The organism is Companilactobacillus sp. (assembly GCF_022484265.1).
In the GTDB taxonomy this organism is placed as follows: domain Bacteria; phylum Bacillota; class Bacilli; order Lactobacillales; family Lactobacillaceae; genus Companilactobacillus.
On sequence record NZ_JAKVLR010000001.1, the window covers coordinates 2,066,943 to 2,091,625 of the forward strand.

Consider the following 24,683-nt stretch of genomic DNA (forward strand, 5'->3'; position numbering starts at 1 on the left):
GGAATCAATGACAAAGTGCGCGTTTCCAATCCTTAACAAGCGTAATCACGAAGTAGCGAAGCTAACGATAGTGATGGAGCTAAGTGAGAAAAGCTCAAAGCACGAAGAACAGTAATCCAATACTTTTGTATCAAAACAGTGAAGGTTAGCGTGTTTCCAATCCTTCACAAAAACATTCACGAAGTAGCACATCTAACGATAATGGTAAATATGAACAGTACCTGAATAAAAAAATAAGCCATCATGACCGAGATCATGATGGCTTATTTTAGATATCTTTCAATGATTCCGTACAAATCCGATGCGACAATATCGCTGACTCAGGTGAGATTGGGTTCTCGGTCTTCCCGGTCACAGCTGATAAAAATGCCATGATCATTGGTTCAAATCCTCTTGTATACAAGGTATCTTCCCAATCTGGACGATGGAATTGTTGGATCGAATCGCTTTGATATTTTTCTAATAGGTTCAAATTAATCACACTGGCACGCTCTGTTGTAGATTGAACAGTGCTTTTTTCAAGATTGACGCCACTCTCCATATTAGTAGTGACGTTAATCCGAGTGTTTTCAGCATCAATCGTTAAATAGTACTGGGCTAAATTTCCTTCAGAATCTGTAACGATTCGTGTCTGAGTTGAGTCGATTTTCTGATCGTCTAGCAAGTACAAAGCGGTATCGACTGAGTGAATTGCTAAATCAAAAATGGCATCTTTTGGCTTCTGTAAAACTTTGGTCCGAGTCTTTTCAACTGTGATCGTACGCTTATCGGTTAAATCCTTTAAGTCGTCGTTAAAAGGGGCAAAGCGGCGATTAAATCCACAAGTCAGCATTAATCCCTTTGATTTAGCTAAGTCATATAAGTGGATGACTTCATCCAGGTCGTCAGAAACGGGTTTGTCGACAAACACATTAATACCAGCGTCTAACAACTGTTCGATGATCTTGGCATGAGTCTTTGTTGGAGTATGGACAAAAACGGCTAGGGGATGCTCAGCAATTAGTTCGTCAAGTGTTTGATGGTGATGCGAAAAACCATATTTTTGAGTCAATTCAGCACCCTTTTCAGGATTACGTGTGGTTAAATGCCACTCAAATTTATCCTGAAGACGTGCCATTACAGGTAAATAAGCCTTTTGTGCAATATTGCCTAATCCGATTACGCCAATTTTTTCCATAGTGATCCTCTCGATGTTTACATATTTAAACGTTACTGAAATGATAATACAAATAACTTTGATTAACCAAAATTATGCATAAAAAATAGGCAAATTGCTTTGCCCATTAATTGATTATTTAACTTTAGCGTGGCTGTCTAATACCCATTCGTTTGTAGAAACGCGGTAATAGTTGTGACCATTGAATTCTCTAGTTTCGTCAGTTAGCCAGTCAGTACCGTTAGCTAATCCACGATTTGCTGTTTCAGCTTTGCCGTTGTCTTTAAATTTAAGTAGCGGAACAACGTCACCATCTGGATTTTGAGCAGTGATAACTTTAGTAACTGATTTTAGACGAACGTCTTCAGCTTTGATAAATTCTTTGGCTGAAACTTGGTAGTAAGTTTGACCGTTTTCGGCAACTGACTTACCAATGATCTTCCAATCAGAGTTAGTTTTTAATGTACGTCTTGATTGGTGATTAGGATCAGCTTGTAGATAAACCTTAGCACCAGTCGCATTTGTGATCGTACCAATATCGTCGACTGGGGACCAAGTACCATTTAATGTCAGTGAGTCTGACTTAACAGAGACATCAGAGGCCTTGATATATTCGTTAGCGGAAACTCGGTAATAAACTTCACCATTCTTAGTGATACATTTACCAGTGATTTCCCAGTCAGTGCCTTTTGAAAGCATGCCACGAACAGGACGGTCAGGGTTAGCTTGTTCAAAAAGTTGAGCTCCCTTTTCGTTTGAGATCGTAGCGATATCGCTCATATCGTAAAAAGTACCGTTTAATGGAGCTTCGGCAGCAGCGTTAGTATTTCCACCTTGTGGAGCAGAATCAAATCTAGTTAAGTTGTAAGTTGCGATTGTATTGTTCAAGACGGCTGCATAGTTAGGTGCTGTAGCATAACGTCCTTGAAGCCAGGCAGTAGCATCCCGGTATGAACGTGTATTTTCTTTCCAAGTACCACGATAGAAGCTACCCATGTTGTAACGAAGCAAAGCACCGTTGTCATCAAATGATTGTTCATAACTAGGGTACTTACGGAAAGCGGCATTGATATAGTACCAGCCATAGCTAGGACTGTATTCAGCAGTCTTCATATAAACAGATTGACCATTGTAGCTACCTTTGATACCAAACAAGTTGTAGTTTGGTGCCATTGAAAGAGTTGAGCCACCCCAACCTGATTCGATAATAGCTTGAGCCATCATAACTGATGCATAAACGCCGTATCTGTTAGCTGATCTTTGAGCCATTGGTCCGGCTAAATTGATGAAGGCACTAGGTGCCATTCTTGACATTGGTGCAGGCATTGCTTGGTCGTCGCCTAGATCAGAGATGTCTGTCGAATGAGCGATGTTTGAATCTGGTGTATCTGACTTTGAGCCTTTAAGAATTTCGGCTTTTTGTTCATTATTATTTGCTGTCATTTCAACATTTTCGTTGTCTGCTGAAATTTCTGGTGCTGCTGATTCTTGAGTATTTTCGTTAGTTGCTTGAGTATCTTGTTGAGCTTTGACTGCTTGCTCAGTTGTATTTGTGTCTGTGTTTGCATCGGCTGTTGCAGCGGATACCACTGTAGGTACGGCAACTGAAGCCATTGTATTTAAAATTGCAACACTTGTGAATAATAGTTTCTTTCGCATTAAAAATTTCCTCCTGCGTTTTACGTGCTCGTATAGAGTATAAAAATTTAAAGTGGGCTTCAAGAGAATCCGATGTATTGTAAAGAGTTGTTTACATGGTTGTAATTTATTATGGATGTTATAAAAATATACTTATAAATAAATGTATGAAGCTATTTGTGAAAAGGTGAATATCATGTCTTGAATCCCTACATAGAAGCATCCAAACACTGATTAAATAGGTCGAGTTCACAAAAAATAAGCCACCTCCTAATTGGAAGTGACTTATCGTATTTAAATTATTTGCTATCAACTTTTGCTTTATTAGCTTCTTTTTCACGAATATTTGATGGCTCGAAAGAATCAGGCTCATGGCTTTTCATGATGTCAGCATAGTGATCGACCTTAAAGTTGATCGTATTTAGATGCTGTTGTAATTCCTGGATTTCATCAAGTGTTTTCTTTTGTTGGTCAAGCATGATTTGATAGCGTTCAGGAACAGTTTCTTCGCCATCAATTACTAAATCAAAGTAGTGTTTGATTTGATCAAGTGGCATTCCGGTCGAACGAAGGCAGGTGATCATTTTCAACCATTCAAGGTCGACATCGTCGAAGACACGGTTGTTATTTTTATCGCGTTTTACGAATGGCAGTAAGCCATGGTCATGGTAGTAACGAACGGTATAACTAGTTAAACCCATCTTTTTAGCAACTTGTTGAACAGTATAATTTGCCAAGAGAATTCCTTCTTTCTATGGGGTTATAGTAACTCTAAAGTGACATCCATTTTACACCGATTTATAGATAAATCAATAATTTAAAACCCGTATAATTAATAAAAAGGTTGTTTTCTGGTAGATGTTAGTTTATTCTGAGCTCAAATTGAATACAGCAGTCTAGACGATTACTAGGTTGTTCCACATTATGGAGGAAAAAACATGACAAAAGTTGCTATTATTACCGGAATCTCATCAGGAATGGGCCACGCAGCTGCACTCCTATTTAAACAAAATGGATTTGAAGTATATGGTGGTGCTCGTCGGCTAGATCGAATGCAGGATTTGATCGAACAAGGAATTCATGCACAAGAGCTGGATATGACCGATAAAATTTCCATGCGAGCTTTGGTTGACCATGTGGTCAAAGAAGAAGGTCAAATTGACGTCTTAATTAACAACGCAGGTTACGGCGAATATGGTCCGCTCGAGGAAATTCCAGTTGAAAATGCTAAGAAGCAATTCGAGGTTAATTTGTTCGGTGCTGACCAAATCACTCAATTGGTGTTGCCAACTATGCGTCGTCAACATTCTGGACGGATCGTTAATATTTCATCAATCGGTGGGGATGTTTATACTCCATTAGGTGGTTGGTATCATGCAACCAAGGCTGGCGTTGATATGTGGAGCGATGTGCTAGACTTAGAAGTTAAAAAATTCGGCATTCGTTCTACTGTAGTTCAACCTGGCGGGACAGACACTGAATGGGCAACGGTTGCCCTAGACAATGCTCGTAAAAATTTGAAGGAAGATTCACCTTACGAACCACTTGTTGATAAGGTAGACAAGCTTTTTGGACAAATGGGATTCACCGCTACTGCTGAAGATTTGGCAAAGGTTTTCTATAAAGCAGCTACTGACAAAAAGCCAAAACGTCGCTACTTTAATTCAGCCAGTGATCATGCAATGGTTATCGCTGCTAGATCAATGCCTAATCTCTATAAGTTCATTATTTCAAAATTAGTCTAAAAAAAACGAAGCCGAGGCTTCGCTTTTTTAATAGGTATTATTAGTGTAATAAGTAGTATCGAGACCACGATCATCATAGTCAGTATCGTCAGGATCTGAGAAAAACTTCTTATTATATTTATTCAATTTTGTTTCAGTGTTATTAACTGTGCTTGTTGGCAGATCCAATGATTTTCTCAAGGTATCTGATGCCTTTTGTAATTCTGCAGTTGAGGCAACTTGGTAAGAACTGCCGTTGATCCAAGCTGTTTGTTCCTTGATCTGTTTAGATTCAAAGTTGTTTCCAACTGAATAGTATTTGAATGGCAACGAGTTCATTTGTTTATCAGTCATATCTGTGATCACTTCAGGACCAACAGTACTGATCAATTTTGGCATCTTAGAAAGATACTTAGGTTGTTTCAACTTAGAAATGACAGCTTGTAGAACTTGTTGTTGTCTTAATTGACGTCCGTAGTCTCCACGAGGATCTCCGTATCTCATTCTGGCATAAGTTAGGGCTTCTTTACCATTTAAATGATGAGTTCCTTTGGGAACGGTAATGCCATCGTAACTAACTTTCATTGGTGATTTAATCGTTACGCCATCAACGAAATCAACGGTTTTTTCAAGAGCTTTCATATTGATAGTAACGGTGTAGTGGATTGGAACGTTTAATAATGCACTGACTGATGCTTTGGCCATTTTGTTTGAGCCAATGGCATAAGCAGCGTTGATTTTTTCAACACTCTTTGGCTTTTTACCAACCATTTCGGCTAAGGTGTCACGTGGGATTGAGTACATTAATGCTTTTTTAGTTTTGGGATTTACGGTGATGACCATGATGGTATCGGAATTACCGCGGTCGATTCGGCCATCGGTTCCGGTATCTGCTCCTAATAATAGAATGGAGAAGGGTTTTGCGTTGTCGATGCGGTCGGATACGCTGGTTTGCGTATTGTGGATCGACTTTAGGGCGTTGGTGTTGGCTTTGTAAAAAGCGAAGCCGCCGCCGGCTAGGATTACCAGTAAAACTAATAGGACGATTAGAACTCGTTTTAAGATTTTCATATTAAACTCCAGGTTATTTCATGTGGTATCAACCCATTATAAAAGAATTAATTGGTGTTTTACAAATTGAATACACTTTCATGGGGGTAAGGATTTTATTTTGGTGGTATGAGGGCCGGCTCCGGATGGAAATTGCTTCTGGGGATCCGTGACATGCTGGGCACAACTTTAAGCCAAGTGTCACTGCGTGACGGCTTGTCTTAAAGCTTGGCCTCATCCTAAGCAATAAATTGCTAAGGATGATTTCAGCATTTGGTCCCCACGCAATTTCCATCCTCCGCCTAAACATAGTTAGTTCAAAATCTCTCTGCTTTATGAAAAAGGGTATGCTTGCTGTGTTTACTTTATACTTGAAAATTGTCTATCTACTTTGGGTTAGTAAATTTCTTTAAGTTAGTAGATTGCCAAAATTCTGGTTTAAAACCTCTCATATCTTTTGAAGAAGGAATGCGATTTTTTTATTATGTAACTCTAGTTATAGATCATCAGCGGTAAGGCTTTGCCTTTCCTGTTTATAAAACAAAATATCTAGAAGAGCATCAGCAGGCACTCTTCGCCTTCCATGCTTTTAAATCTAAATTCAAACATTAGACTACTTCTCTCATTTACTTAAATATATTTGAATTTGGTAACAAAAAATGGTCGACAACGATATTGTTGTTGACCATTTTTGATTTATTGTTATCGCAATGATTCTTATGAATCATTTTATTAATCTGCTCGTTTGATTCCTAATTTGATCTGACATTCTGGGCATAAGCCATAAACTTCCATGTGGTTGCCTGAAATCATATAGCCTGATAGATCGGCGGTGCGCTTTTCAAATGCTTTTTCGTCCTTACCAAATCCCTCATATGTTACGTCAACGATTTTACCGCAGTTTGTACAGATTGCGTGGTAGTGTGGGGAACCGAAATAGTCGTAATGCGTACTTCCGTCTCCGTTTTGCAATTCTACGACTAATCCTCTTTCTACAAACGTATTTAACGTGTTGTAAATGGTTGATGCACCTAAATTGGGAAGATCTTTACTTAAGGCAGCATGAATCGTGTCTACTGATGGGTGATTATGGTGACTGGCCAAATAAGATAAGATCACATGGCGCTGTGGTGTTACTCGCAATTTGTTATCTTTTAAAACTTTTAAAGTTTCATCTGCAACATTCTTCGTAGCCATAAGAGTACTTCCTTTCTAATATTTCAACTTATATTAAAACATCTTTCTGATAATCATTACAAGGTAATTATACTTCCTAGATAGAATTGAGTACAATAAATTGATTTTTGATAGATAAAATCTTTTTAAAACCGATGACTTATAGTTTACTTTTATAATTTATAGGGTTATTATGTACTCGTTAGCAAGCAAGAATGATTCCAATCTAGCGATTAAACATTTTAGTAGTCCGCAAAAAGGAGCGAAGATTATGCAAAAAGCTAAGAAAAATAGAAGTTTAGCTGAAAAAATCAATGTCATGCGTGCCAGTGTCATGGGCGCTAACGACGGTATCGTTTCAGTTGCCGGTATTGTTATCGGTGTTGCGGGAGCGACAAATAGTAATTACGCCATCTTCCTAGCTGGGATCGCCGGTATGCTAGCCGGTACGATTTCAATGGCGATGGGTGAGTGGGTCTCTGTTTCCACTCAAAGAGATACTGAACGAATGGCGATTGCCAAAGAGTCAGCTAAACTTGATAAGAATTATGATGAAGAGTTCGAATTTATCAAGAACAAGTATCAAGCTACTGGTATTACCGAAGAGTTGGCAGTTAAAGCTACTAACGAAATGATGGCAGGGGATGCAATCGATACTGCTGTCAGAGAAAGATATGGCTTCAATCCGAAAGAAAAGACTAGTGCTATTGCAGCTGCTTTAGCATCAATGATCTCATTTCCAACTGGATCGCTTTTGCCACTTCTTTCCATTACATTGTTCCCTGAAAATATTAAATTGATCTCGACTGTGATTGCGGTCGTTATCGCTTTAGTTGTCACAGGATATACAGCTGCAGCCTTGGGTAATGCTAATAAATTGAAGGCTGTCATTAGAAACGTCGTCTCTGGTCTATTGACCATGGTCGTAACATACGGAATTGGATTGTTATTTGCACACTAATAGGAGGGATAAACGTTGATGAAATCTATGAGTATTCAAAAGCCAAAGAAACAAAAGCAGACAATGGCTGAACGTTCTAACACCCTTCGTGCTGGTGTCTTAGGATCAAATGACGGTATTTTGACCGTTGTTGGTGTCTTGTTCTCTGTTGCTGTTGCAACAACGAACCATTTTACAATTTTTATTGCTGGTCTATCTGACCTATTAGCTTGTGCCTTTTCAATGGCATCAGGTGAATATGCTTCAGTTAGTTCGCAAAAGGATACTGAAAAAGCTGTCGTTGAAAAAGAACGTGAGTTATTGAAGACTGATTTTGAAAGTGAGATTGATGCAGTAGCTAACTTCTATATCAACCGTGGAGTTACCAAAGCAACATCCTATAACATTGCAAAAGATTTAATGAAAAAGGATGCTTTGGGTACAGTTGTCAGAGTCAAATATGACTTGGAACTAGGACACTATATGAGTCCTTGGAACGCCGCTTTTTCATCACTAGTTGCCGCAGCTTCAGGTGGTATTTTCCCACTTGCTGCTATGACCTTGTTGCCAGTCGGCATGCAATGGCCTGGAACAATCTTAGCTGTTATTGCTTCAGTTGGATTGACTGGCTTTCTAAGTGCTAAATTAGGTGATGGTGAAGTCAAAACCGCCATTATCAGAAATATTATTGTTGGTATTATAACGATGATCATTCACTATTCTGTAGGTATTTTATTAAAATAATTCTCTTAAAAAAATTAAACTTGTCTGACATATAGGACGATTCCGGCGGGAATCGCCTTTTTTTATTTCAAAATAATATCATTATCATATTTACAATTTATTTTTTAAAACCTATACTTAAGTTTCATTTAATCAAGTAAGTTGTGGAAGTGAAAATGTGATATTTCAGCGAAAAGAAAATCGAGGCATAGTTAGTTTTAGTAACTTTTTGATCTTTTTCCTATTGTTATTGGCGGTCGCACTCAAAGCTAGTTGGCTGTTTGATATTGATAAAATGATTCAAAATATTACTACGATTCAACCAGATTCAGCCACTGCAAAAATTTTTCAAGCAGTAACATTTATTGGCAGTCCCGCGGTGGTATTGATCATCAGCACTATCATGATCGTTTATTTCATTTTTCAAAAACAACGTATCACGTCATTGTGGATTGCATTTACGATCTTAGGTGGCGATGCGGTGGCATTTGCCTTCAAACAGCTAGTCAAACGACCTCGTCCTAGTGATATTATCGGTGCAGCTCACGGATATAGTTTTCCTAGCGGTCATGTTTTTGGAACGACAATCTTAGTATTGTTCGTAATCGTGATCTGCGTTCCTCGTGTGGCTGAAGCTTCCAGTAGATTTTGGATCCAAGTATTCATGTGGGTCTGGCTGATCATTATCGTAATATCAAGAGTATATCTACGTTCGCATTATCCATCAGACGTGTTAGGCAGTTTGCTATTAGCTGCCAGTTGGTGGCAACTATCGACAATGCTGTATTTCAGATTTTATGCGGCAGCTAACAAAGTTTTAAAAGATCAAGAGATCCCCGAAGAAAGCCAGGAATAAAGGCTTTCTTTTTTTTTACCATTAGTTACGAGAGCTGATATTATTTGGTTTTATCTTTTTATAGTGGAAACGCGAAAAAAATTGAGAGTCACTGCATAAGCGAACCCAACATTCTGGGGCAAAACAGGGTCGTCGTATCGCTCAATCTTATGCTCTGACATCAACCTGGGGTTCTTTACGTTCTTTTTGCATTTATTACCAAAATTAATTTCACAATATGAGAGATTAATTGAATGGAAATTGCATATTATTGTGTTTATAGAAAATGGATAGATGATTTTCTATTTAAATATTATTCAATCAGAATTTATGCAAAGGTTGGTAATGTAAAAAAATGATTTTTCATGAGAAGGAAAATCGAGGCGTAATATCTTTTAGCCTGTTTATGATATTTGTTTTTCTAGCGTTTGCGGTAAAACTTCCAGCAGACTGGTTATTAAGCCTTGATACATTGATCCAAAAATTTACCACGATTCCAGCTGATTCAGTATTAGCAAAGATTTTTGAAACAGTCGCGTTCTTTGGCAGTCCGGCGGCCACATTAATCATCAGTGCAGGATTGGTAATTTACTTTATCATTAAAAAAGAGCGAGTCACCGCTCTATGGATTGCCTTTACCATCTTGGGCGGGGATGCAATTGCATTTTTCGTCAAAGAATTTATTCAAAGACCACGTCCTAGCGATATCATCGGCGGAGATAGCGGTTATAGCTTTCCCAGTGGACATGTCTTTGGAACGACCTTATTAGTACTATTCTTGATCTACATAGTTACGCCACGAATCAAAAATTATCAAAATCGTTTTATCGTTAATTGTTTACTTTGGATCTGGCTCTTTGTTATCGCTACATCCAGAATTTATCTACGAGCACATTACCCATCAGACATAGTTGGAAGCTTACTTTTAGCAAGTAGCTGGTGGGGATTTGCCCAGATCTTGTATTTAAAATTTTACGATCAAGCTTATCGAGTTTTGTATCGGATGAAGCTGAATAAGGATTCAGAATAAAAATAAGACTCAGAAATCATTTTGATTTCTGGGTCTTTTCGTGTCTAAGTCTATTTAATTTAATGGTTAAGCTACGATTTGATTCATTTTTTCAAGCATGTGGTAAGTTGCCTCAAAAGTAGGGCAGACATCGTTAGGAATTGCGTAATTATTAGTGATCTTAGTAAGTTTGTCGAAATCGCCAGATAGGTCTTCGTTGCCATTTTCGATCTTTTGGTTGATATCGTCATAGATATCCTTCACTTCAAAAACCTCGGGATGATTTTTACCGTGAGCTCTAGTGATTGCCGTGGTAAAAACATCAAGTTGGTCTTTGTTCTCTTCTAGATAATCTTTGATTTGTGACATAAGTTTAACCTCGCTTCTAATTTATAACCACAGTATAAGTAAATTGAGAAAACGATTACTTGATCTTCGTCAAGAAATGAAAATAAATCAGAGAAATATTAAAAAATAATTTTTTCAGTAGTAAACTGTGTTTGTAAGTAAACGATTTCATTTGGGGAGATGAGGAAATGCGCTTTTTTAAAAAATTGTGGGGATTACTTGCAATGATAATAGTGGCCATCTGTGGTGGAAGCTTTGTTGCCACTACTCAGAATGCTCAGGCAGCTTTGCAACAAGCGGATTATTTGATGATCGAGCATGCCTATGATTGGGGACCAGCGGTTGATCAAGTGGTCATCAGATTAGATCAGCCGGTCACTGCTCAGGGCTTAAATCCAGAAACGTTTGACGTTACTAATAGTAATACGTACATCAAGCCGACGCCACGAGAAGTTACCAAGGCCTTTTTATCGGATGTGAATGGAAAAGCGGTCGATTCGACGTCTAGTCGATACATCACTTTGGATATGACCGTCGGACCGACGATCGACGTCGCCAGGGCACTGTCGTATCGAGCTGATTCTGGCTTAAGCATTCCTGTGAAAATGCAATACCAGATCAAGCAGAAAACGGCTTTGCATACGCAAAGTGGCCAGACTTTGGAAAATATCGATCCAGTTCAAACTGATACCGATGTTAAAGCTCCGCAGGCCAAGGTCTTTGAACCTGAAAAAGCCTTTACTTATCAGGATAAGCACTTTGGGACAGTTTCGATGAATTATACGACTTATTCGCCAAAGAATAATCAAAAGCATGCGTTAGTCATTTGGCTGCATGGTGCTGGCGAAGGTGGCTACGACAACAATCAAGTTGGATTATACGGTACTAATTTGGTTGATCTAGCAACGAATAAATTCCAGAAATATTTTGACGGTGGATTCGATATTCTAGTTCCACAGGCCAAAACTTATTGGATGGATACTAGAAAGACTGACTACTCTAATCGTGATGACATTGGCGGACTTGGTCAAAAAGACACGACATCAGCTGATGCCTTAACTCAGCGTTCTAAATATGAAGACGCACTAGATTCATTGATCCAAAGTTATTTGACAGGTCATCCAAACGTTGACCGCGACCGGATCTATATCGGGGGATGTTCAAATGGGGGGTATCTTGCTTTGAGAATGTTGGTCAAAGATCCTGATAAATATTCAGCTGTGTTCCCGATTTGCGAAGCATATTTGGATAAAAATATCAGGGATCAAGACATTCAAAATATCAAGGATACGCCGATTTGGTTCACTCAGTCTAAAGGTGACCAAGTTATCGACCCTCAGCAAAATGCGATTCCAACTTATCAAAGACTAGTAGACGCCGGCTATAAGAATGTCCACTTTACTTTGTTGAATGGCGTTTACGATAAGACTGGTCAATTTAATGATCCAGACACCGGTCAACCGCATCAATACAATGATCATTTTTCATGGTTAAACGTTTTAGACGATTATCCAGCAACCGAATACGACGGTACGCAGTCGAAAAATTCCGATGGCTCTGATATGACGGTCTTTAGTTGGCTTGCGACCCAGAAGAAAGCCACAAATTGGAAGTAGGGGGAAAAACTAGTGAAGCTCAAAAAAATATTTTTAGTCTTATTGCTATTTTTTAGTACGCTTCTCGGACTGCAATTCGTAATCAATTCAAATACAGTTCAAGCTGGCGTTCAAAATTCAAATTATCAAATGATCGCGCATTCCTATGATTGGGGACCTGCAATCGATCAAGTCGTTATCAATACTGATCAGGCAGTTAAATCAAAGGACCTAAACGATCAAACATTTACTGTTAATAGTAGTAATCCATATATTGAAAGTACGCCACGTGAAGTTACTAAAGCTTATCTTTCAGATGCTCAAGGAAAAACTGTTAAATCAAACAGCAGCAATTATTTAACTCTCGATCTTAAAGTTGCACCGGATCTGACGATTTCAGATCCATTCCATTATGACAATGGTGCAACTAAATTGAATACTCAAACCAAAGTACAGTTCCAAATTACGCAACAAAATCCACTTTATTCTTCAACAAATAAAAAGATTTCTAATTTTGCACCAACTCCAAAATCAACCGATGTTTCATATCCAGAAACCAAGGATTTTTCAAAGAACTACTCATTTAATTACAATGACAAACATTTTGGTAGCCAAACTTTGCAATATACATACTACCAAGCACCAACTAACAACAAACATGCTTTGATCATCTGGTTGCACGGTCAAGGCGAGGGTGGCTCTGATCCTAATCCAATTTCATTGGAAGGAAACAAAGTCGTTGCTCTTTCGCAAAACAAGATCCAAAGTCACTTCCAAAATGGTGCTGACGTGTTAGTTCCTCAAACTAGAACATTTTGGCTGGATACTAGAATCAATAGCTATGCTAATCAAGGAGCCTTCGGTTCTGAAGGCATGGGCGATCAATTGATTGACACTTCCACTTATGATGGACAGATTCAACGTTCACGCTATGAGGATTCGTTGACAGCTTTGATTCAAAGTTACTTAACTAGTCATCCAAACATCGACCGCAGTCGTATTTATATCGGGGGATGTTCAAACGGTGGCTACATGGCCTTACGCATGATGGTCAAAGATCCAAGCAAGTTCTCAGCTGCTTATATTAGTAGCGAAGCTTATATGGACAAAAATATTACCGACAAGCAGATCGACAACATCAAGGATTCATCACTTTGGTTCATCCATGCAGCAAACGATCCCATTGTCGATCCACAACAGACAACAGTTCCAACGTACAAACGTTTGTTAGCTGCTGGAGCCAAGGACGTTCACTTCACTTATCTAGATGACGTTCACGATCAAACAGGTCAGTTCAAAGGTAGCGACGGCCAACCTTATCAATACTTAGGCCACTATTCATGGGTCAATTTATTAGATGACTACGCTGCTCCAGAATTTGACGGAACCCAGACGCAAACTAATGGTGCAGATACCACGATGATGAGTTGGTTGAGCACGAAGACAAAGACAACAACTTGGAAATAATTTTTTAAAAAAGCGAACCTTCAAACCTTTAATATAGGTCTGAGCGTTCGCTTTTTTGCGTAAGGGCTAGCACACACATAAAATCAGCAACTGATTTACAATTAAAATAATGATAATTAATTATTTTTTGGAGGAATCTTATGTCAAAATTACTCTCACCAGTTGATATTGCTGGATTATCCTTAAAAAATCGAGTAGTCATGTCACCGATGTGCCTATTCGATGTTCAGAAAAAAGACGGCGTGTTGACGCCAGTTCACTTTGCCCACTATATTACTCGTGCGATGGGGCAAGTTGGATTGTTGATCATGGAATCAACTGCAGTTGATCCAGATGGCGGTATCACCGAACACGATTTAGGCTTGTGGAATGATCAACAAAAAGAAAAATTAAGTGAGTTAGTTACAGACGTACATCAGATCGGTTCAAAAATCGGCGTGCAGTTAAATCATGCTGGTCGAAAAGCAGAAAATGCTGAACGACCGGTTGCCCCGAGTGCAATTGCCTATGATAAAGATTGGAGAACTCCTGCCAGTCTTACTACCCAAGAAATTTCTAAAATTGTTGATGAATTTGGAGCAGCTGCTAAACGTGCCCAAGAGGCGGGTATCGACATGATAGATATTCACGGAGCACACGGATACTTGCTTGATCAATTTTTATCTCCAGAAGTAAATCAGCATATCGATGAGTACGGTGGTAGTCTTGAAAAAAGATATCGTATCATTAAGGAAGTTATTGCTAGCATCAAAGCTAATTTTAACGGTTCGCTTTGGATCAGACTTTCTTTGACTGATTACATTGATAATCAAAATCCATTGGATGAATGGAAACAAGTTGGACAATGGTTGCAACGTGATGGCATCGATTTGATCGACGTATCAACTGGCGGACTATTCCCGGTGAGTCCTGATTTCCCAGTTCATGATGGTTATCAGACTCTTTTTGCGACCGAGATGAAACAAGCTGTTGATATTCCGGTCTCAACAGTTGGATTATTAGATAATCCTGGATTATCAGAGTATATTCTCCAAAACGACCAAGCTGATCTGATCCTCGAGGGTAGAGGATTGATGCGCAATCCCAACTGGGTCGCATATGCTGCCAAAGAATTACACGACCACGATTTAGAAAACTATTCCTATAATCATTCATATTATCGTGGACTGAAAAATATTTAGAATGCGAAAAAGGGAAAACCATTTTATTGTGGTTTTCCCTTTTTATACTGATTATGAAAGTAATAGATCAACTAATGGTTTAGTGTCAATGTTTCCGAGATTTGCTTTAAGGTCAACCTTTGATAAAGCGTCAGTTAAGCCTTGTTCATCAAAGTCAGCACCAAGCAAGGCATTCTCAATTAAGCTGATGTCTCCACCTGTTATGAAGTCGCCGTATATCTTGACGTTTGAGATCTTGGTATCTTTTAGTGAGAAGTTAAAAGCCACGGTTCCGATATCAAAATGTTTTGAGACGTAATTAGTGAAACCAGGATTTTCGCCATAGTTCCAAGCGTCAGTATCATATTTGCCCTTGAGTCTGGAATCGATGACTTCCCAGTCATGGTCGTTAAGCTTGTATGTCTCGATATCATCCAATGAATCAGCTTTAAAAATCCGTTTCAGCAATTCAACTTTAAATTCGTCAGCTGACATACTTCTGAAGGGTTCGTCGAGATAATCCTTGATGTTCGTGATCCGTTTGTTGACGGACTTAACACCTTTTGATTCTAGTTTATCCTGTTCAGGAGTTAGGACTTCGCTGGCAGTATCCATGCTGAGGTCAAACATCAAAGTCCCACCGGCGGCGTAAGAATGACCAACTTTAAACATAGTCATGCCAGAAAACTTTTTATCATCGACGACAATGTCGTTTCTACCACGCATTTCAACGCCCTTTGCACCCATATCATGCAAAGCATCAACGATTGGTTGAGCAAAGTATTGATAGTCGCCAAAGTGGTCATCGTCATCAATAATGATGTTTTCAAAAACTAAGTTTCCGAAATCATGATAAACGGCACCACCACCGGAAGTTCTTCTAACTAATTGAATATTATTCTTTTTCAAGTAGGGGAAATTAACTTCTGCATATGCGTTTTGATGCACGCCGACAATCACAGATGGATTGTTGATATACATGATTAATCCATGCCCAGGCAGCTTCAAGTCGTTGACCAGATAGTTGTCCAACGATTGGTTAACAATTGCGTCATAAACTGGTTTACCGTTTCTAGATGTATCAATAAAGAACATACAAACACTCCCTCTTAAATGTCATAAGGTTATTGTATGCCTTTACATTGTTAAAACAAAATATTTATTATTCTTGTTGCAGTCCCTTAACGATGGAATCAATTGTGTGATCGATCTCGGATTTTTCATCGAATTTTAAATCAGGAAAGATCAAGAAGTGCTCAGCCACATAGCCAAAGAAGGCTGAAAAAATGAAGCGGAAGATCTCACTGTTAGTCCAGTCGACAATCAAATTACGTTGCTTAAAATCATTCAAAATATCATTAAAATTTTTGACGTAATCATAGGGGATGGCCTTGACCATCCGATCTCTGATCTTTAAATCGTAAATAAATTCATCGACGAAAATTTTGATAACATTGACGTTCTCTTTGACAAAAACATTGCGATTGTTGATGACTGCCGCAATAAAATCACGCAAGCTATCATAGCGAGTCTTCAGCGTTTCCTCAGAAAATTCATTGACCACTTGGGGCAGAATGTTTCTCAAAAGCGGATTTAAGATCGAGAATAGTAAGTCTTCCTTATTCTTAAATTTTTTAAAAATGCTTCCTTCAGATACGCCAGCGTTTTCAGCGATTTCCTTGGTGCTAGTGTTGGCATAGCCACGTTCAGCAAAAAGTTGAATCGCCGACCTAAAAATCTTTAATTGTTTCTCAGTTAATCCATGTGTCTCAGGTGAGTCTTCATAAATACTAATAATATCGTGCATGGTCCTTACCTCGCTTATCGTTACTACTAGTGTAAAACAAAAAGGTTAAATAGCCTATGCTATTTAACCCCAGGTAGGAAAAATGAAAGTGGTGAATTATGCTTCGTGAGTAGTATGACTTGAATGGTTAACACCGTGGTAGCCAATGTAGAATTGGATAGCAGCTACAATAATATTGATGTAATTGAGTGCATTGAACCATGTGTCGATTCCACCAACTTTAGTTGCAGCGAAGTATACCCAGAATCCAACGATAATTGCTACGACGTTGATCCAAGCAAATGTCTTCTCTAGATTTGAGTTGTCCATTACGAACCACATCCAGATGACGTTAACTACGAACCAAACTGCTAAAATCCAAAACATTGTTGTGAACATAATAATCAACCTCTATTCTATAATAATTTCCGAATTATTCTGCGGGTGAGTACTCACTATCTCATCTGCAATTACAGAATAACACCAATAGAATTATTGTCAATATTATTTATCAAAATATTTGTATATTTCGAATTGATAATTAGATATTTTGAAAAAATTGTCTTCAGATATTGTTGATATATCGGCATTTCAAGCTAGAGAGAATCAATTTCTTAAAAATAAGTTTACACAAATATGGAGAAAATCTAATTTAAAAATTTTTCCTTAATTGATATAATGAAAGCGTAAACACATGCAATTGGAAGCTAAATATGAGGTTGATATCGATGCTAGTCGTGTTTCGACATTATATGATCTGACTCGTATGTATTTGTGCGTATTACAGGCGTGAACAGTTTCAAATTAATTGAAAAGGGGTATTTGATCATGACACAAAAAGTTGCATTTATCACCGGAGCTGCACAAGGAATTGGGAAAGCTATTGCTGAGAGACTTTCAAAGGATGGCTTTGCAATTGCAGTTGCAGATTTTAATTTAGAAGGAGCTCAACAAACAGCCGACGAGATCAATAAAGATGGCAAGGCAATTGCCGTTAAGGTTGATGTATCAGACCGAGATCAAGTTTTTGCAGCCGTTGAAAAAGCTTGCAATGAATTGGGAGATCTCAACGTGATCGTCAACAATGCTGGTCTTGGACCAACCACACCAATTGAAACAATTACACCAGAACAATTTGAAAAAGTATATTCAGTTAACGTAGGTAGTGTTTACTGGGGAATTCAAGCAGCCATTAAATGCTTCCACGAAAAAGGCCACGGTGGCAAGATCATCAATGCATCATCTCAAGCCGGCCAAGTAGGTAATCCAAACTTAGCACTATACAGTGGTACTAAATTTGCTATCAGAGGAATCACGCAAACAGCAGCCAGAGACTTAGCAAAAGACAACATCACCGTCAACGCCTACTGTCCAGGAATCGTTAAGACACCAATGATGATGGACATCGCTCATCACGTAGCAGAAGCCAACGGTAAGGATGACGAATGGGGAATGCAACAATACACCAAGGACATCGCTTTAGGCAGACTATCAGAACCATCAGACGTAGCAGCCTGCGTATCATACCTAGCAGGACCAGATTCAGACTACATGACAGGCCAAGCATTACTAATTGATGGAGGAATGGTATTTAATTAAAAAAGAGCGTAAAAACACAAGGGCTGAGGCCAGAATATAAGATTGAGCAATACGGCGGGGCCCGTTTGGCCCCAGAGTGTTGGCCGGCATTATATGCCCTGCCTCAATATCTTTTTTCGCGTTTACTCCTTGGTTGTTCGTTGGCACAGCCAACACTTTACATAGTTGCGCACGCGCCAAAGGCGACGTACGTTCCATTACAAAAAATGCATCATAAATTATCAAATTAAGGAGCTTGCACAAGACAAGCTCCTTTTTGATACAATTACCAATAAGCCCGTAGGAGGAATCAACATGTCAAAACAAGCTCAAGTATTGATCGTAATGGATATGCAGCAAGGATTTTCTGATGCATATCAGTTCAATGAATTAGTCGAAAAAATCAATGACCGCATCAAGGATTATAAAGATGCAGGTTTACCGGTAATTTTTATTCAACACAACGAAAAAGGTCTTCTTCAAGGCAGCAAAGAATGGGAATTAGCAGGCGGATTGGATGCAAAGCCCGATGATATGACCGTCCAAAAAACGCATCTGAATGCTTTTTACAAAACAGAGTTGAATGATCTATTAACTGAGAATGGTTTAAATCAATTAGAAATTTGTGGACTGCAAACCGAATACTGCGTCAATGCAACAGTTACTATGGCACACGGATTAGGATACGAACTGTTTATGCGTCCCGATATGACGACTACTTATGATAATGAATACATGACTGCCGAACAGACGATTCAATTTTTTGAAGACATTTGGAACAGCAATTTTTTGAAATTTATATAAATTATTTTTTATAAATATATATGTTATGAGCATATTTTGAACTATTATCATTTCATCGGTCTATAATAGATTCTGTGGGAGTCTGGTCTTTCAAAATAAATGAAAGGTAGCGAAAATATGCAGGGATATAAGAATTCAGCAGATCTAATTGAGCACTTGAAAGAAAGTTATCATAAATTCATTGAAGAGTATGAAGGAATTTCTGATAGTATTGCTGACAATAGAATCGCCCAAGTGGATAAAACTCCACGGGAAATGCTTTCGTACCAAGTTGGTTGGCTTCATATGATCTTATCCTGGGAACAAGCCGAGGAAAGTGGCAAAGAAATCACAACACCAACACCAGGATACAAGTGGGATCAAATGAGACAACTGTATGATGATTTTAACGTAAAATATGGCTCAGAAGGTCTGCAAAACGAGGAAAAAGAACTAAGTAGCTTGGTCAAGGAACTGACAGAATGGGTCGACAAGATGCCTGAAGACGAGTTGTTTAAGCCCGGTCAAAGAAAATGGGCAACAACAAAGGCAATGTGGCCTGTTTCTAAATGGATCAGAATCAACGCGATTTCGCCATTTACCAACTACAGTCGCCAAGTACGCAAGTGGAAGAACTTCACGATGCGTAAAAACGAAGCTCAAAGAGCTTAAATTAGATAATTAGGTTAAATTAAAAACACTTCTAAGAGTGCATCACCCAATCAGGATGATCAGCTTAGAAGTGTTTTTTGTATACTCTCTCTAGCGCAAAGAGCGCGTAGAGAGAGTGAACGGCGATTAGGGAATCTTAGCACAAAGTGCTTAGATTCCTTTATGGCGATGTTCGAAGAACATCGGCGATCCCATGCCTTTACGAAAGTGAACAAATGTAATTACCAACGAAATTCGAAGAATTGAGTGAATCAAGGTGAACCAAAGTGAACCGACAAGTTTCCATCCGGAGCTGGGTCTCATACCTCCAAAATAAAATCCATTGCCATAACTTTATCTTTTGATCATCTTATAATCATCGTCATAATAAGAACCTGAACGGATATCATCAGTCATTCCTTCATATGGCGCCTGATTAATAACGTCATCATTATTTTGACCAGCATCGCCCATATAAGTGATGTTAGCAAATTCTGGAACAACAAGCTTAGGATAAGTTTCGTACTTTTCACGAGATTCTTCCATCAAATCAATATGTTCATTTTGGAAAGTAACCGTGATTTCAGGATGTTCTTCGACCCACTTAGGGAAGAAAATAGTACCATGTAGTTTCTTTTCATTAGGCATGAAATCCAAAGCAACATCAGTACCAGTTGGTTCAGTCCAAGAAATCTTGTAAATACCTTCTGTCAACATAACAATGTCAGCTTCTTGGTCCTTGACCCAACGACCAGCTACCATGCCACCGTGGATACGATAATCGACAGTGTGATCGTTCTTGGCATACCATTCGTATTCCCAACCATTGTCATACGTGTAAATAAAGTGTGTTCCTAAAAAGTCGTCTAAAGTTTTAAATGTTTTTGCAGTCATTATTAGTACCTCTTTTATGTTATTTAAGACATGTAAATAAATACATGTTTTTGATTACTTGATTAATGTATACTCATCATAGTTAACTGTCAAGGGAGAACTTTGAAAAATGGCACAAAAAAATAGGCTTCAATACATAATCCTTGGATTATTGAATATTGAATCCCAAACAGGATACGATCTAACAAAATCATTTGATTCCGATATTGGTGAGTTTTGGTCGGCTAATCATAGTCAAATTTATCCATTGTTAAAAAAGATGGAAGAAGATAACTTGATCTCTCATCACGACATTCAAGTCGGAACTAAATTGGTTAAGAAAAGTTACGACATTTCTGACGCTGGGAAAAAACTTTTTGACGAGTGGCTTCAAGAGCCGTCTGATTTAGACAACAACCATGATGAATTTATTCTGAAATTGTATTTTATTAACGACAAGAAGTCAGAATTACTGAAGAATATGGTGGCCGAACAGCTTAATATCCGAGAAGATAAGCTTTCTGCATTGAAGACACAGATGGCAGATAAGTTTCCTAATGCGACTGCAAAAAAGCAGCAGTACGGACATTTCTGCGTTTTACAGCATGCCATTGAGCGTGAAGCAGGATATATTGACTGGTTAAAGCAGATTTGACTTAAGTGGTTTGATTTGATTGAAATAATACTATAGACATAGTATTATATTTACAGACGAAAAGAACCTATGAGGATTGCGCCCTCATAGGTTCAACATAGATTTAAAATGTTCATATTTTTACCTCCAAGATTTAGAGTCGTGACGAGGGGTAAAAACATAACATTCGATCTACTACACCCACCTCAAGCTACAACGCTCTTTGATGAATATGGATTAAGTATACATCATGAAGAGATGCGTTTTGAAAGCTGGTTTTAAAATCAGTCATATAAAAAAAAGCGATGCATACGCATCGCTAGGTTGGAATTATATCAATTAAGAAGAATCCGACGATTCCTAAGATAATCAGCAACGAGAAGTTGACGACTGAGAATCGAATTAAATACTCGCCAGGATCTTTTTTGAAATAGTAACGGTATTGCTTGAAAGCTAACAAGTTAGCTAGAGAGGCAACGACTGATCCTAAACCACCAACGTTAGTACCAAGGAAAATTGCGTGAACGTAACTTGAGAACTTAGATACTAAGATGGTTGTGGGAACATTACTGATAAATTGACTGGTAATGATTGAAGTCAAGTAAGTACCAGTCTTTGATTGGATCAAACCTGATAAGTGGTTAACAATCGAAGGATCACGGTTGATATTTCCAACTGCAATGAAGAAGCACATGAAAATCAAAACAATGGAATAATCAACTACTTGTAAGATCTTTGGATTTATGAAAACCACTAATAGCAAGGCTGCAACTAGTGACGACCACATTGGGATAACTGAGAATATACCTAAGAATATAACGATTGTAACACCCAATGTTAGGGTAAGATGCGGCATGTTCAAATCGACTGAAGGAAGCTCGGTCAATTCAATTTTTTTCTTCTTAAAAAATCTAGTTACGATAAAGATAACAATGAAGTTAACAATCGTAATTGGTGTCGACATAACGAAGAATTGACTGATATTTAAATTAAAGTGCGTCAGTAAGAATAAGTTATGAGTGTTACCAAATGGAGTGAAGATACTTCCTAAGTTAGCGGCTAAGGCAATTATAATAACTGGATAAATTGGATTGATCTTCAGATTCTTGGTGATTTTATAGAATAATGGAACCAGAGTCAAAATTGTAACATCGTTAGTTAAAAACATAGCGCCGAAGAAAGATAAACTAGCTAGCATGAAAACTAATTGTTGTTGAGTTTTAGCACGTCTGGTCAAATATGAAGCGTAATACTTTAATAAATCAAGGTAATCATAAATCTGGATGATGATCATCATTGAAAGCAATGAGGTGATCGTTTTCCAGTTAATATCTGAAAGCTGCGGTGGACTGATAAAAGATGTAATAATGGCAGCCGCACCAGCAATCCATAACACCTTGTCCGAGAAAACTCGTTTTAAGACATTCATATATGTTCTTCCCCTAGGAAATGTACCCTCTAAAATATTGATAACAAAAAAATAGCGTTATGTATATTATACATAATGATATTGATTTTGATTTATAAAAATATGCTGAATAATTCACTATTCATTGTGGACTATGGCAAGGAAAGGGTCAATATATCAAGAGATAATTATTGAAAAAATTATGATAGATATTATTGAAACAAAAAAAGAAGTTGGATTTCTCCAACTTCTTTTTGACCTTTTGACTAAATGAAAGTATATTTTGAAACCAGCCGCTGGAACGATTATTTTTCGTTCTTTGTAATGACTTCTTGTCCACGCAAGTTCCAAGTGACTGCGAACAATGCGGCAGCAATTAGACAAGAAATGAAAATTGTAATGAAACCAGCTGTCCAGCCCATGTGATCAACGATCAATCCCATGATGGCGTTGGCAGCAACTGAACCGAACAAGTATCCGAACAATCCTGTTAGGCCAGCAGCTGTTCCGGCAGCTTTTTTAGGAACAGAATCTAGGGCTTGCAAACCAATCAACATAACTGGTCCATAGATCAAGAAACCGATCATGAATAATGAAATGTTGATCATCATTAAGCTCTTAGCTTGCCAGTACATGATTACGAAGACACTAACCACGACCATGAAACTGAATCCAGCCGGACCACGACGTCCATGGAAGAGTTTATCTGATACCCAACCGGCAAAAATCGTTCCGGGGATACCGGCTAATTCGTAGATCATGTATGAGTTTGAAGAACCTGTCAGAGAAATATGTCTCATTTCAGTTAAGAAAGCCGGTGCCCAGTTTTCAACTCCGTAACGAACGAAGTAAACGAAAATATTGGCAAAGGCAATGATCCAAACCCATTTGTTGTTAAGAACATGTTGGAAAAGAATTTCTCTAGGAGTTAATTCTTCTTCATAAGTGATGTGTTCTTCGTTAGGATAGTCATCCTTGTATTCCTCGATAGGAGGCAAGCCTTGTGACTCAGGTGTATCACGCATCAAAATGTAAGCGATGATGGCAACAATGATACCGACTACAGCTGGAACGATAAAAGCACCAGTATAAGATTTCATACCAGTCACATGTGCAGCAAATAGTGTAATACCACCAGCTGCAAGTGGTGCCATGAATCCACCACCGACGTTGTGGGCAGTGTTCCAGACTGAAGTCCAGCCACCACGTTCAGAAACTGAGTACCAGTGGGTTAATACACGTCCTGAAGGTGGCCAGCCCATACCTTCAAACCAACCGATCAAGAATAGTAAGATGAACATTGCAGTGATCGATTGAGTTAGAGCCGGGATAAATCCGAACATCAAATTGACGATAGCTGTCAAAATAAGTCCTAATGGTAAAAATATTCGTGCATTGCTTCGATCAGAAATGATTCCACTAAAGAATTTACTGAAACCGTAAGCAATTGACACGGCTGAAAAGGCGATACCGAGTTGTGTTTTCGAGAATCCCTCGTCAACTAACTTAGGTATTACTAATGAAAAATTATTCCGTAATAAATAGTAGCCAGCGTAACCAATGAAAATACCAATGAATACCTGCCAACGCAACCGTTTATAAGTCGAATCAACTTTATCCTTTGGCACCATCTTTTTGGCAGTTGGCGGTGTTAAAACCCCCATGAGATAGCCCCCTAAATATGATAGTGATTACTGCGAATCAAAAAGTAACCGTTTTCATAATGAACATAAAAGTGATAAAAGTCAATAATATTTATAATAATATGTCATTTAATATTCTGAAAACTCAATAATGACAAGCAATCCAAATTGAATTTAATTTTTTACTAAATTTATCGACTGATAAAATCATTAAAAATAATATTCAAATGAAAACGTACTTGGTATAATTAGATTGAATTTTAGGGGGGAGACGAAGTCATGAATAATATCAGACTCAACTTATTTATACTAGTCTCAATGATTTTTACAGTTGTGGAGTTGACGGTAGATCCAGCACTTTATGTTGGTCGTATTTTCTTAGCGGTTTCCGCATTTTCATTTTTTGCATTCGCAATGTCGTTTATCAAAGAAAATTGGCGTTACGATTCACCAAAATCAAAACGAGAATAATGTAAGCCACTCAAGCGAGTGGCTTTTTTAATACT

25 protein-coding genes are annotated in these 24,683 nt (G+C 38.2%); 13 read left to right on the forward strand and 12 right to left on the reverse strand.

From position 1 onward, the window contains the following. Positions 1-268 precede the first annotated feature (268 nt). The 3 genes from LKF16_RS09885 to LKF16_RS09895 all read right to left on the reverse strand — a co-directional run bounded on the left by LKF16_RS09885 (position 269) and on the right by LKF16_RS09895 (position 3,531). Positions 269-1,177, reverse strand: a complete 909-nt coding sequence (locus LKF16_RS09885; RefSeq protein WP_291471004.1) for a Gfo/Idh/MocA family protein — start codon at positions 1,175-1,177, stop codon at positions 269-271. A gap of 114 nt (positions 1,178-1,291) precedes the next feature. Further along, a complete protein-coding gene (locus LKF16_RS09890) occupies positions 1,292-2,815 on the reverse strand; it encodes a glucosaminidase domain-containing protein (RefSeq protein WP_291471006.1) in 1,524 nt (507 codons plus the stop codon). Between the two features lie 278 nt (positions 2,816-3,093). After that, positions 3,094-3,531 carry a MerR family transcriptional regulator gene (locus tag LKF16_RS09895; protein WP_291471008.1) on the reverse strand — a complete coding sequence of 146 codons (438 nt, stop codon included), beginning with the start codon at positions 3,529-3,531 and terminating at the stop codon, positions 3,094-3,096. 201 nt (positions 3,532-3,732) lie between these two features. Between LKF16_RS09895 and LKF16_RS09900 the strand changes: the two genes are divergently transcribed. Continuing rightward, a complete protein-coding gene (locus LKF16_RS09900) occupies positions 3,733-4,539 on the forward strand; it encodes an SDR family NAD(P)-dependent oxidoreductase (protein WP_291471010.1) in 807 nt (268 codons plus the stop codon). 27 nt (positions 4,540-4,566) lie between these two features. Here the strand turns inward: LKF16_RS09900 and LKF16_RS09905 are convergent, their stop codons facing one another. Further along, the gene (locus LKF16_RS09905; protein WP_291471013.1) at positions 4,567-5,589 is read right to left on the reverse strand and encodes an LCP family protein; all 1,023 of its coding nucleotides are present in this window, start codon (positions 5,587-5,589) and stop codon (positions 4,567-4,569) included. Between the two features lie 711 nt (positions 5,590-6,300). After that, complete coding sequence (locus LKF16_RS09910; protein ID WP_291471015.1) at positions 6,301-6,765, reverse strand: Fur family transcriptional regulator; 465 nt, start codon at positions 6,763-6,765, stop codon at positions 6,301-6,303. Between the two features lie 250 nt (positions 6,766-7,015). Between LKF16_RS09910 and LKF16_RS09915 the strand changes: the two genes are divergently transcribed. From LKF16_RS09915 to LKF16_RS09930, 4 genes are all read left to right on the forward strand, one after another. Beyond that, positions 7,016-7,705, forward strand: coding sequence for a VIT1/CCC1 transporter family protein (locus LKF16_RS09915; protein WP_291471017.1), 690 nt, complete (start codon positions 7,016-7,018; stop codon positions 7,703-7,705). An 18-nt stretch (positions 7,706-7,723) separates the two neighbouring features. Then, a complete protein-coding gene (locus LKF16_RS09920; protein ID WP_291471081.1) occupies positions 7,724-8,428 on the forward strand; it encodes a VIT1/CCC1 transporter family protein in 705 nt (234 codons plus the stop codon). Between the two features lie 157 nt (positions 8,429-8,585). Further along, on the forward strand, positions 8,586-9,263 hold the full coding sequence (locus tag LKF16_RS09925; RefSeq protein ID WP_291471019.1) for a phosphatase PAP2 family protein: 678 nt from the start codon (positions 8,586-8,588) through the stop codon (positions 9,261-9,263). A gap of 385 nt (positions 9,264-9,648) precedes the next feature. Further along, a complete protein-coding gene (locus LKF16_RS09930; protein ID WP_291471021.1) occupies positions 9,649-10,272 on the forward strand; it encodes a phosphatase PAP2 family protein in 624 nt (207 codons plus the stop codon). Between the two features lie 66 nt (positions 10,273-10,338). On the opposite strand, the gene LKF16_RS09935 is transcribed toward LKF16_RS09930, so the two are convergent. Next, positions 10,339-10,620 carry an iron-sulfur cluster repair di-iron protein, ric gene (locus LKF16_RS09935; protein ID WP_291471023.1) on the reverse strand — a complete coding sequence of 94 codons (282 nt, stop codon included), beginning with the start codon at positions 10,618-10,620 and terminating at the stop codon, positions 10,339-10,341. 167 nt (positions 10,621-10,787) lie between these two features. Here LKF16_RS09935 and LKF16_RS09940 point away from each other — a divergent pair, with 167 nt between their 5' ends. The 3 genes from LKF16_RS09940 (at position 10,788) to LKF16_RS09950 (ending at position 14,842) form a co-directional block, all read left to right on the forward strand. After that, positions 10,788-12,215: a prolyl oligopeptidase family serine peptidase gene (locus LKF16_RS09940; protein ID WP_291471024.1), complete on the forward strand. Its 1,428-nt coding sequence runs from the start codon at positions 10,788-10,790 to the stop codon at positions 12,213-12,215. 12 nt (positions 12,216-12,227) lie between these two features. Beyond that, positions 12,228-13,661 carry a prolyl oligopeptidase family serine peptidase gene (locus LKF16_RS09945; protein ID WP_291471026.1) on the forward strand — a complete coding sequence of 478 codons (1,434 nt, stop codon included), beginning with the start codon at positions 12,228-12,230 and terminating at the stop codon, positions 13,659-13,661. 140 nt (positions 13,662-13,801) lie between these two features. After that, on the forward strand, positions 13,802-14,842 hold the full coding sequence (locus tag LKF16_RS09950) for an oxidoreductase (protein ID WP_291471028.1): 1,041 nt from the start codon (positions 13,802-13,804) through the stop codon (positions 14,840-14,842). A 51-nt stretch (positions 14,843-14,893) separates the two neighbouring features. On the opposite strand, the gene LKF16_RS09955 is transcribed toward LKF16_RS09950, so the two are convergent. The 3 genes from LKF16_RS09955 to LKF16_RS09965 all read right to left on the reverse strand — a co-directional run bounded on the left by LKF16_RS09955 (position 14,894) and on the right by LKF16_RS09965 (position 17,006). Beyond that, positions 14,894-15,916 carry a lipoate--protein ligase gene (locus LKF16_RS09955; protein ID WP_291471030.1) on the reverse strand — a complete coding sequence of 341 codons (1,023 nt, stop codon included), beginning with the start codon at positions 15,914-15,916 and terminating at the stop codon, positions 14,894-14,896. A gap of 67 nt (positions 15,917-15,983) precedes the next feature. Further along, a complete protein-coding gene (locus LKF16_RS09960) occupies positions 15,984-16,628 on the reverse strand; it encodes a TetR/AcrR family transcriptional regulator (RefSeq protein WP_291471032.1) in 645 nt (214 codons plus the stop codon). A gap of 96 nt (positions 16,629-16,724) precedes the next feature. Then, a complete protein-coding gene (locus LKF16_RS09965) occupies positions 16,725-17,006 on the reverse strand; it encodes a hypothetical protein (protein WP_291471034.1) in 282 nt (93 codons plus the stop codon). 429 nt (positions 17,007-17,435) lie between these two features. Between LKF16_RS09965 and LKF16_RS09970 the strand changes: the two genes are divergently transcribed. From LKF16_RS09970 to LKF16_RS09980, 3 genes are all read left to right on the forward strand, one after another. After that, positions 17,436-18,206, forward strand: coding sequence for a (S)-acetoin forming diacetyl reductase (locus tag LKF16_RS09970; protein WP_291471036.1), 771 nt, complete (start codon positions 17,436-17,438; stop codon positions 18,204-18,206). A 294-nt stretch (positions 18,207-18,500) separates the two neighbouring features. Then, positions 18,501-18,989 carry a cysteine hydrolase family protein gene (locus LKF16_RS09975; RefSeq protein WP_291471038.1) on the forward strand — a complete coding sequence of 163 codons (489 nt, stop codon included), beginning with the start codon at positions 18,501-18,503 and terminating at the stop codon, positions 18,987-18,989. A gap of 117 nt (positions 18,990-19,106) precedes the next feature. After that, the gene (locus LKF16_RS09980; RefSeq protein ID WP_291471040.1) at positions 19,107-19,640 is read left to right on the forward strand and encodes a ClbS/DfsB family four-helix bundle protein; all 534 of its coding nucleotides are present in this window, start codon (positions 19,107-19,109) and stop codon (positions 19,638-19,640) included. Between the two features lie 333 nt (positions 19,641-19,973). Here the strand turns inward: LKF16_RS09980 and LKF16_RS09985 are convergent, their stop codons facing one another. Then, positions 19,974-20,513, reverse strand: a complete 540-nt coding sequence (locus tag LKF16_RS09985; protein WP_291471042.1) for a phenolic acid decarboxylase — start codon at positions 20,511-20,513, stop codon at positions 19,974-19,976. 109 nt (positions 20,514-20,622) lie between these two features. On the opposite strand from LKF16_RS09985, the gene LKF16_RS09990 reads away from it, so the two are divergent. Beyond that, positions 20,623-21,147: a PadR family transcriptional regulator gene (locus LKF16_RS09990; RefSeq protein WP_291471044.1), complete on the forward strand. Its 525-nt coding sequence runs from the start codon at positions 20,623-20,625 to the stop codon at positions 21,145-21,147. A 298-nt stretch (positions 21,148-21,445) separates the two neighbouring features. Here LKF16_RS09990 and LKF16_RS09995 read toward each other — a convergent pair whose 3' ends face one another. Then, a complete protein-coding gene (locus tag LKF16_RS09995) occupies positions 21,446-22,555 on the reverse strand; it encodes an SLC13 family permease (RefSeq protein WP_291471046.1) in 1,110 nt (369 codons plus the stop codon). Between the two features lie 284 nt (positions 22,556-22,839). Next, positions 22,840-24,198: a phosphoglycerate transporter protein PgtP gene (gene pgtP / locus LKF16_RS10000; RefSeq protein ID WP_291471047.1), complete on the reverse strand. Its 1,359-nt coding sequence runs from the start codon at positions 24,196-24,198 to the stop codon at positions 22,840-22,842. A gap of 258 nt (positions 24,199-24,456) precedes the next feature. Between pgtP and LKF16_RS10005 the strand changes: the two genes are divergently transcribed. Further along, the gene (locus tag LKF16_RS10005; RefSeq protein WP_291471049.1) at positions 24,457-24,648 is read left to right on the forward strand and encodes a hypothetical protein; all 192 of its coding nucleotides are present in this window, start codon (positions 24,457-24,459) and stop codon (positions 24,646-24,648) included. Positions 24,649-24,683 lie beyond the last annotated feature (35 nt).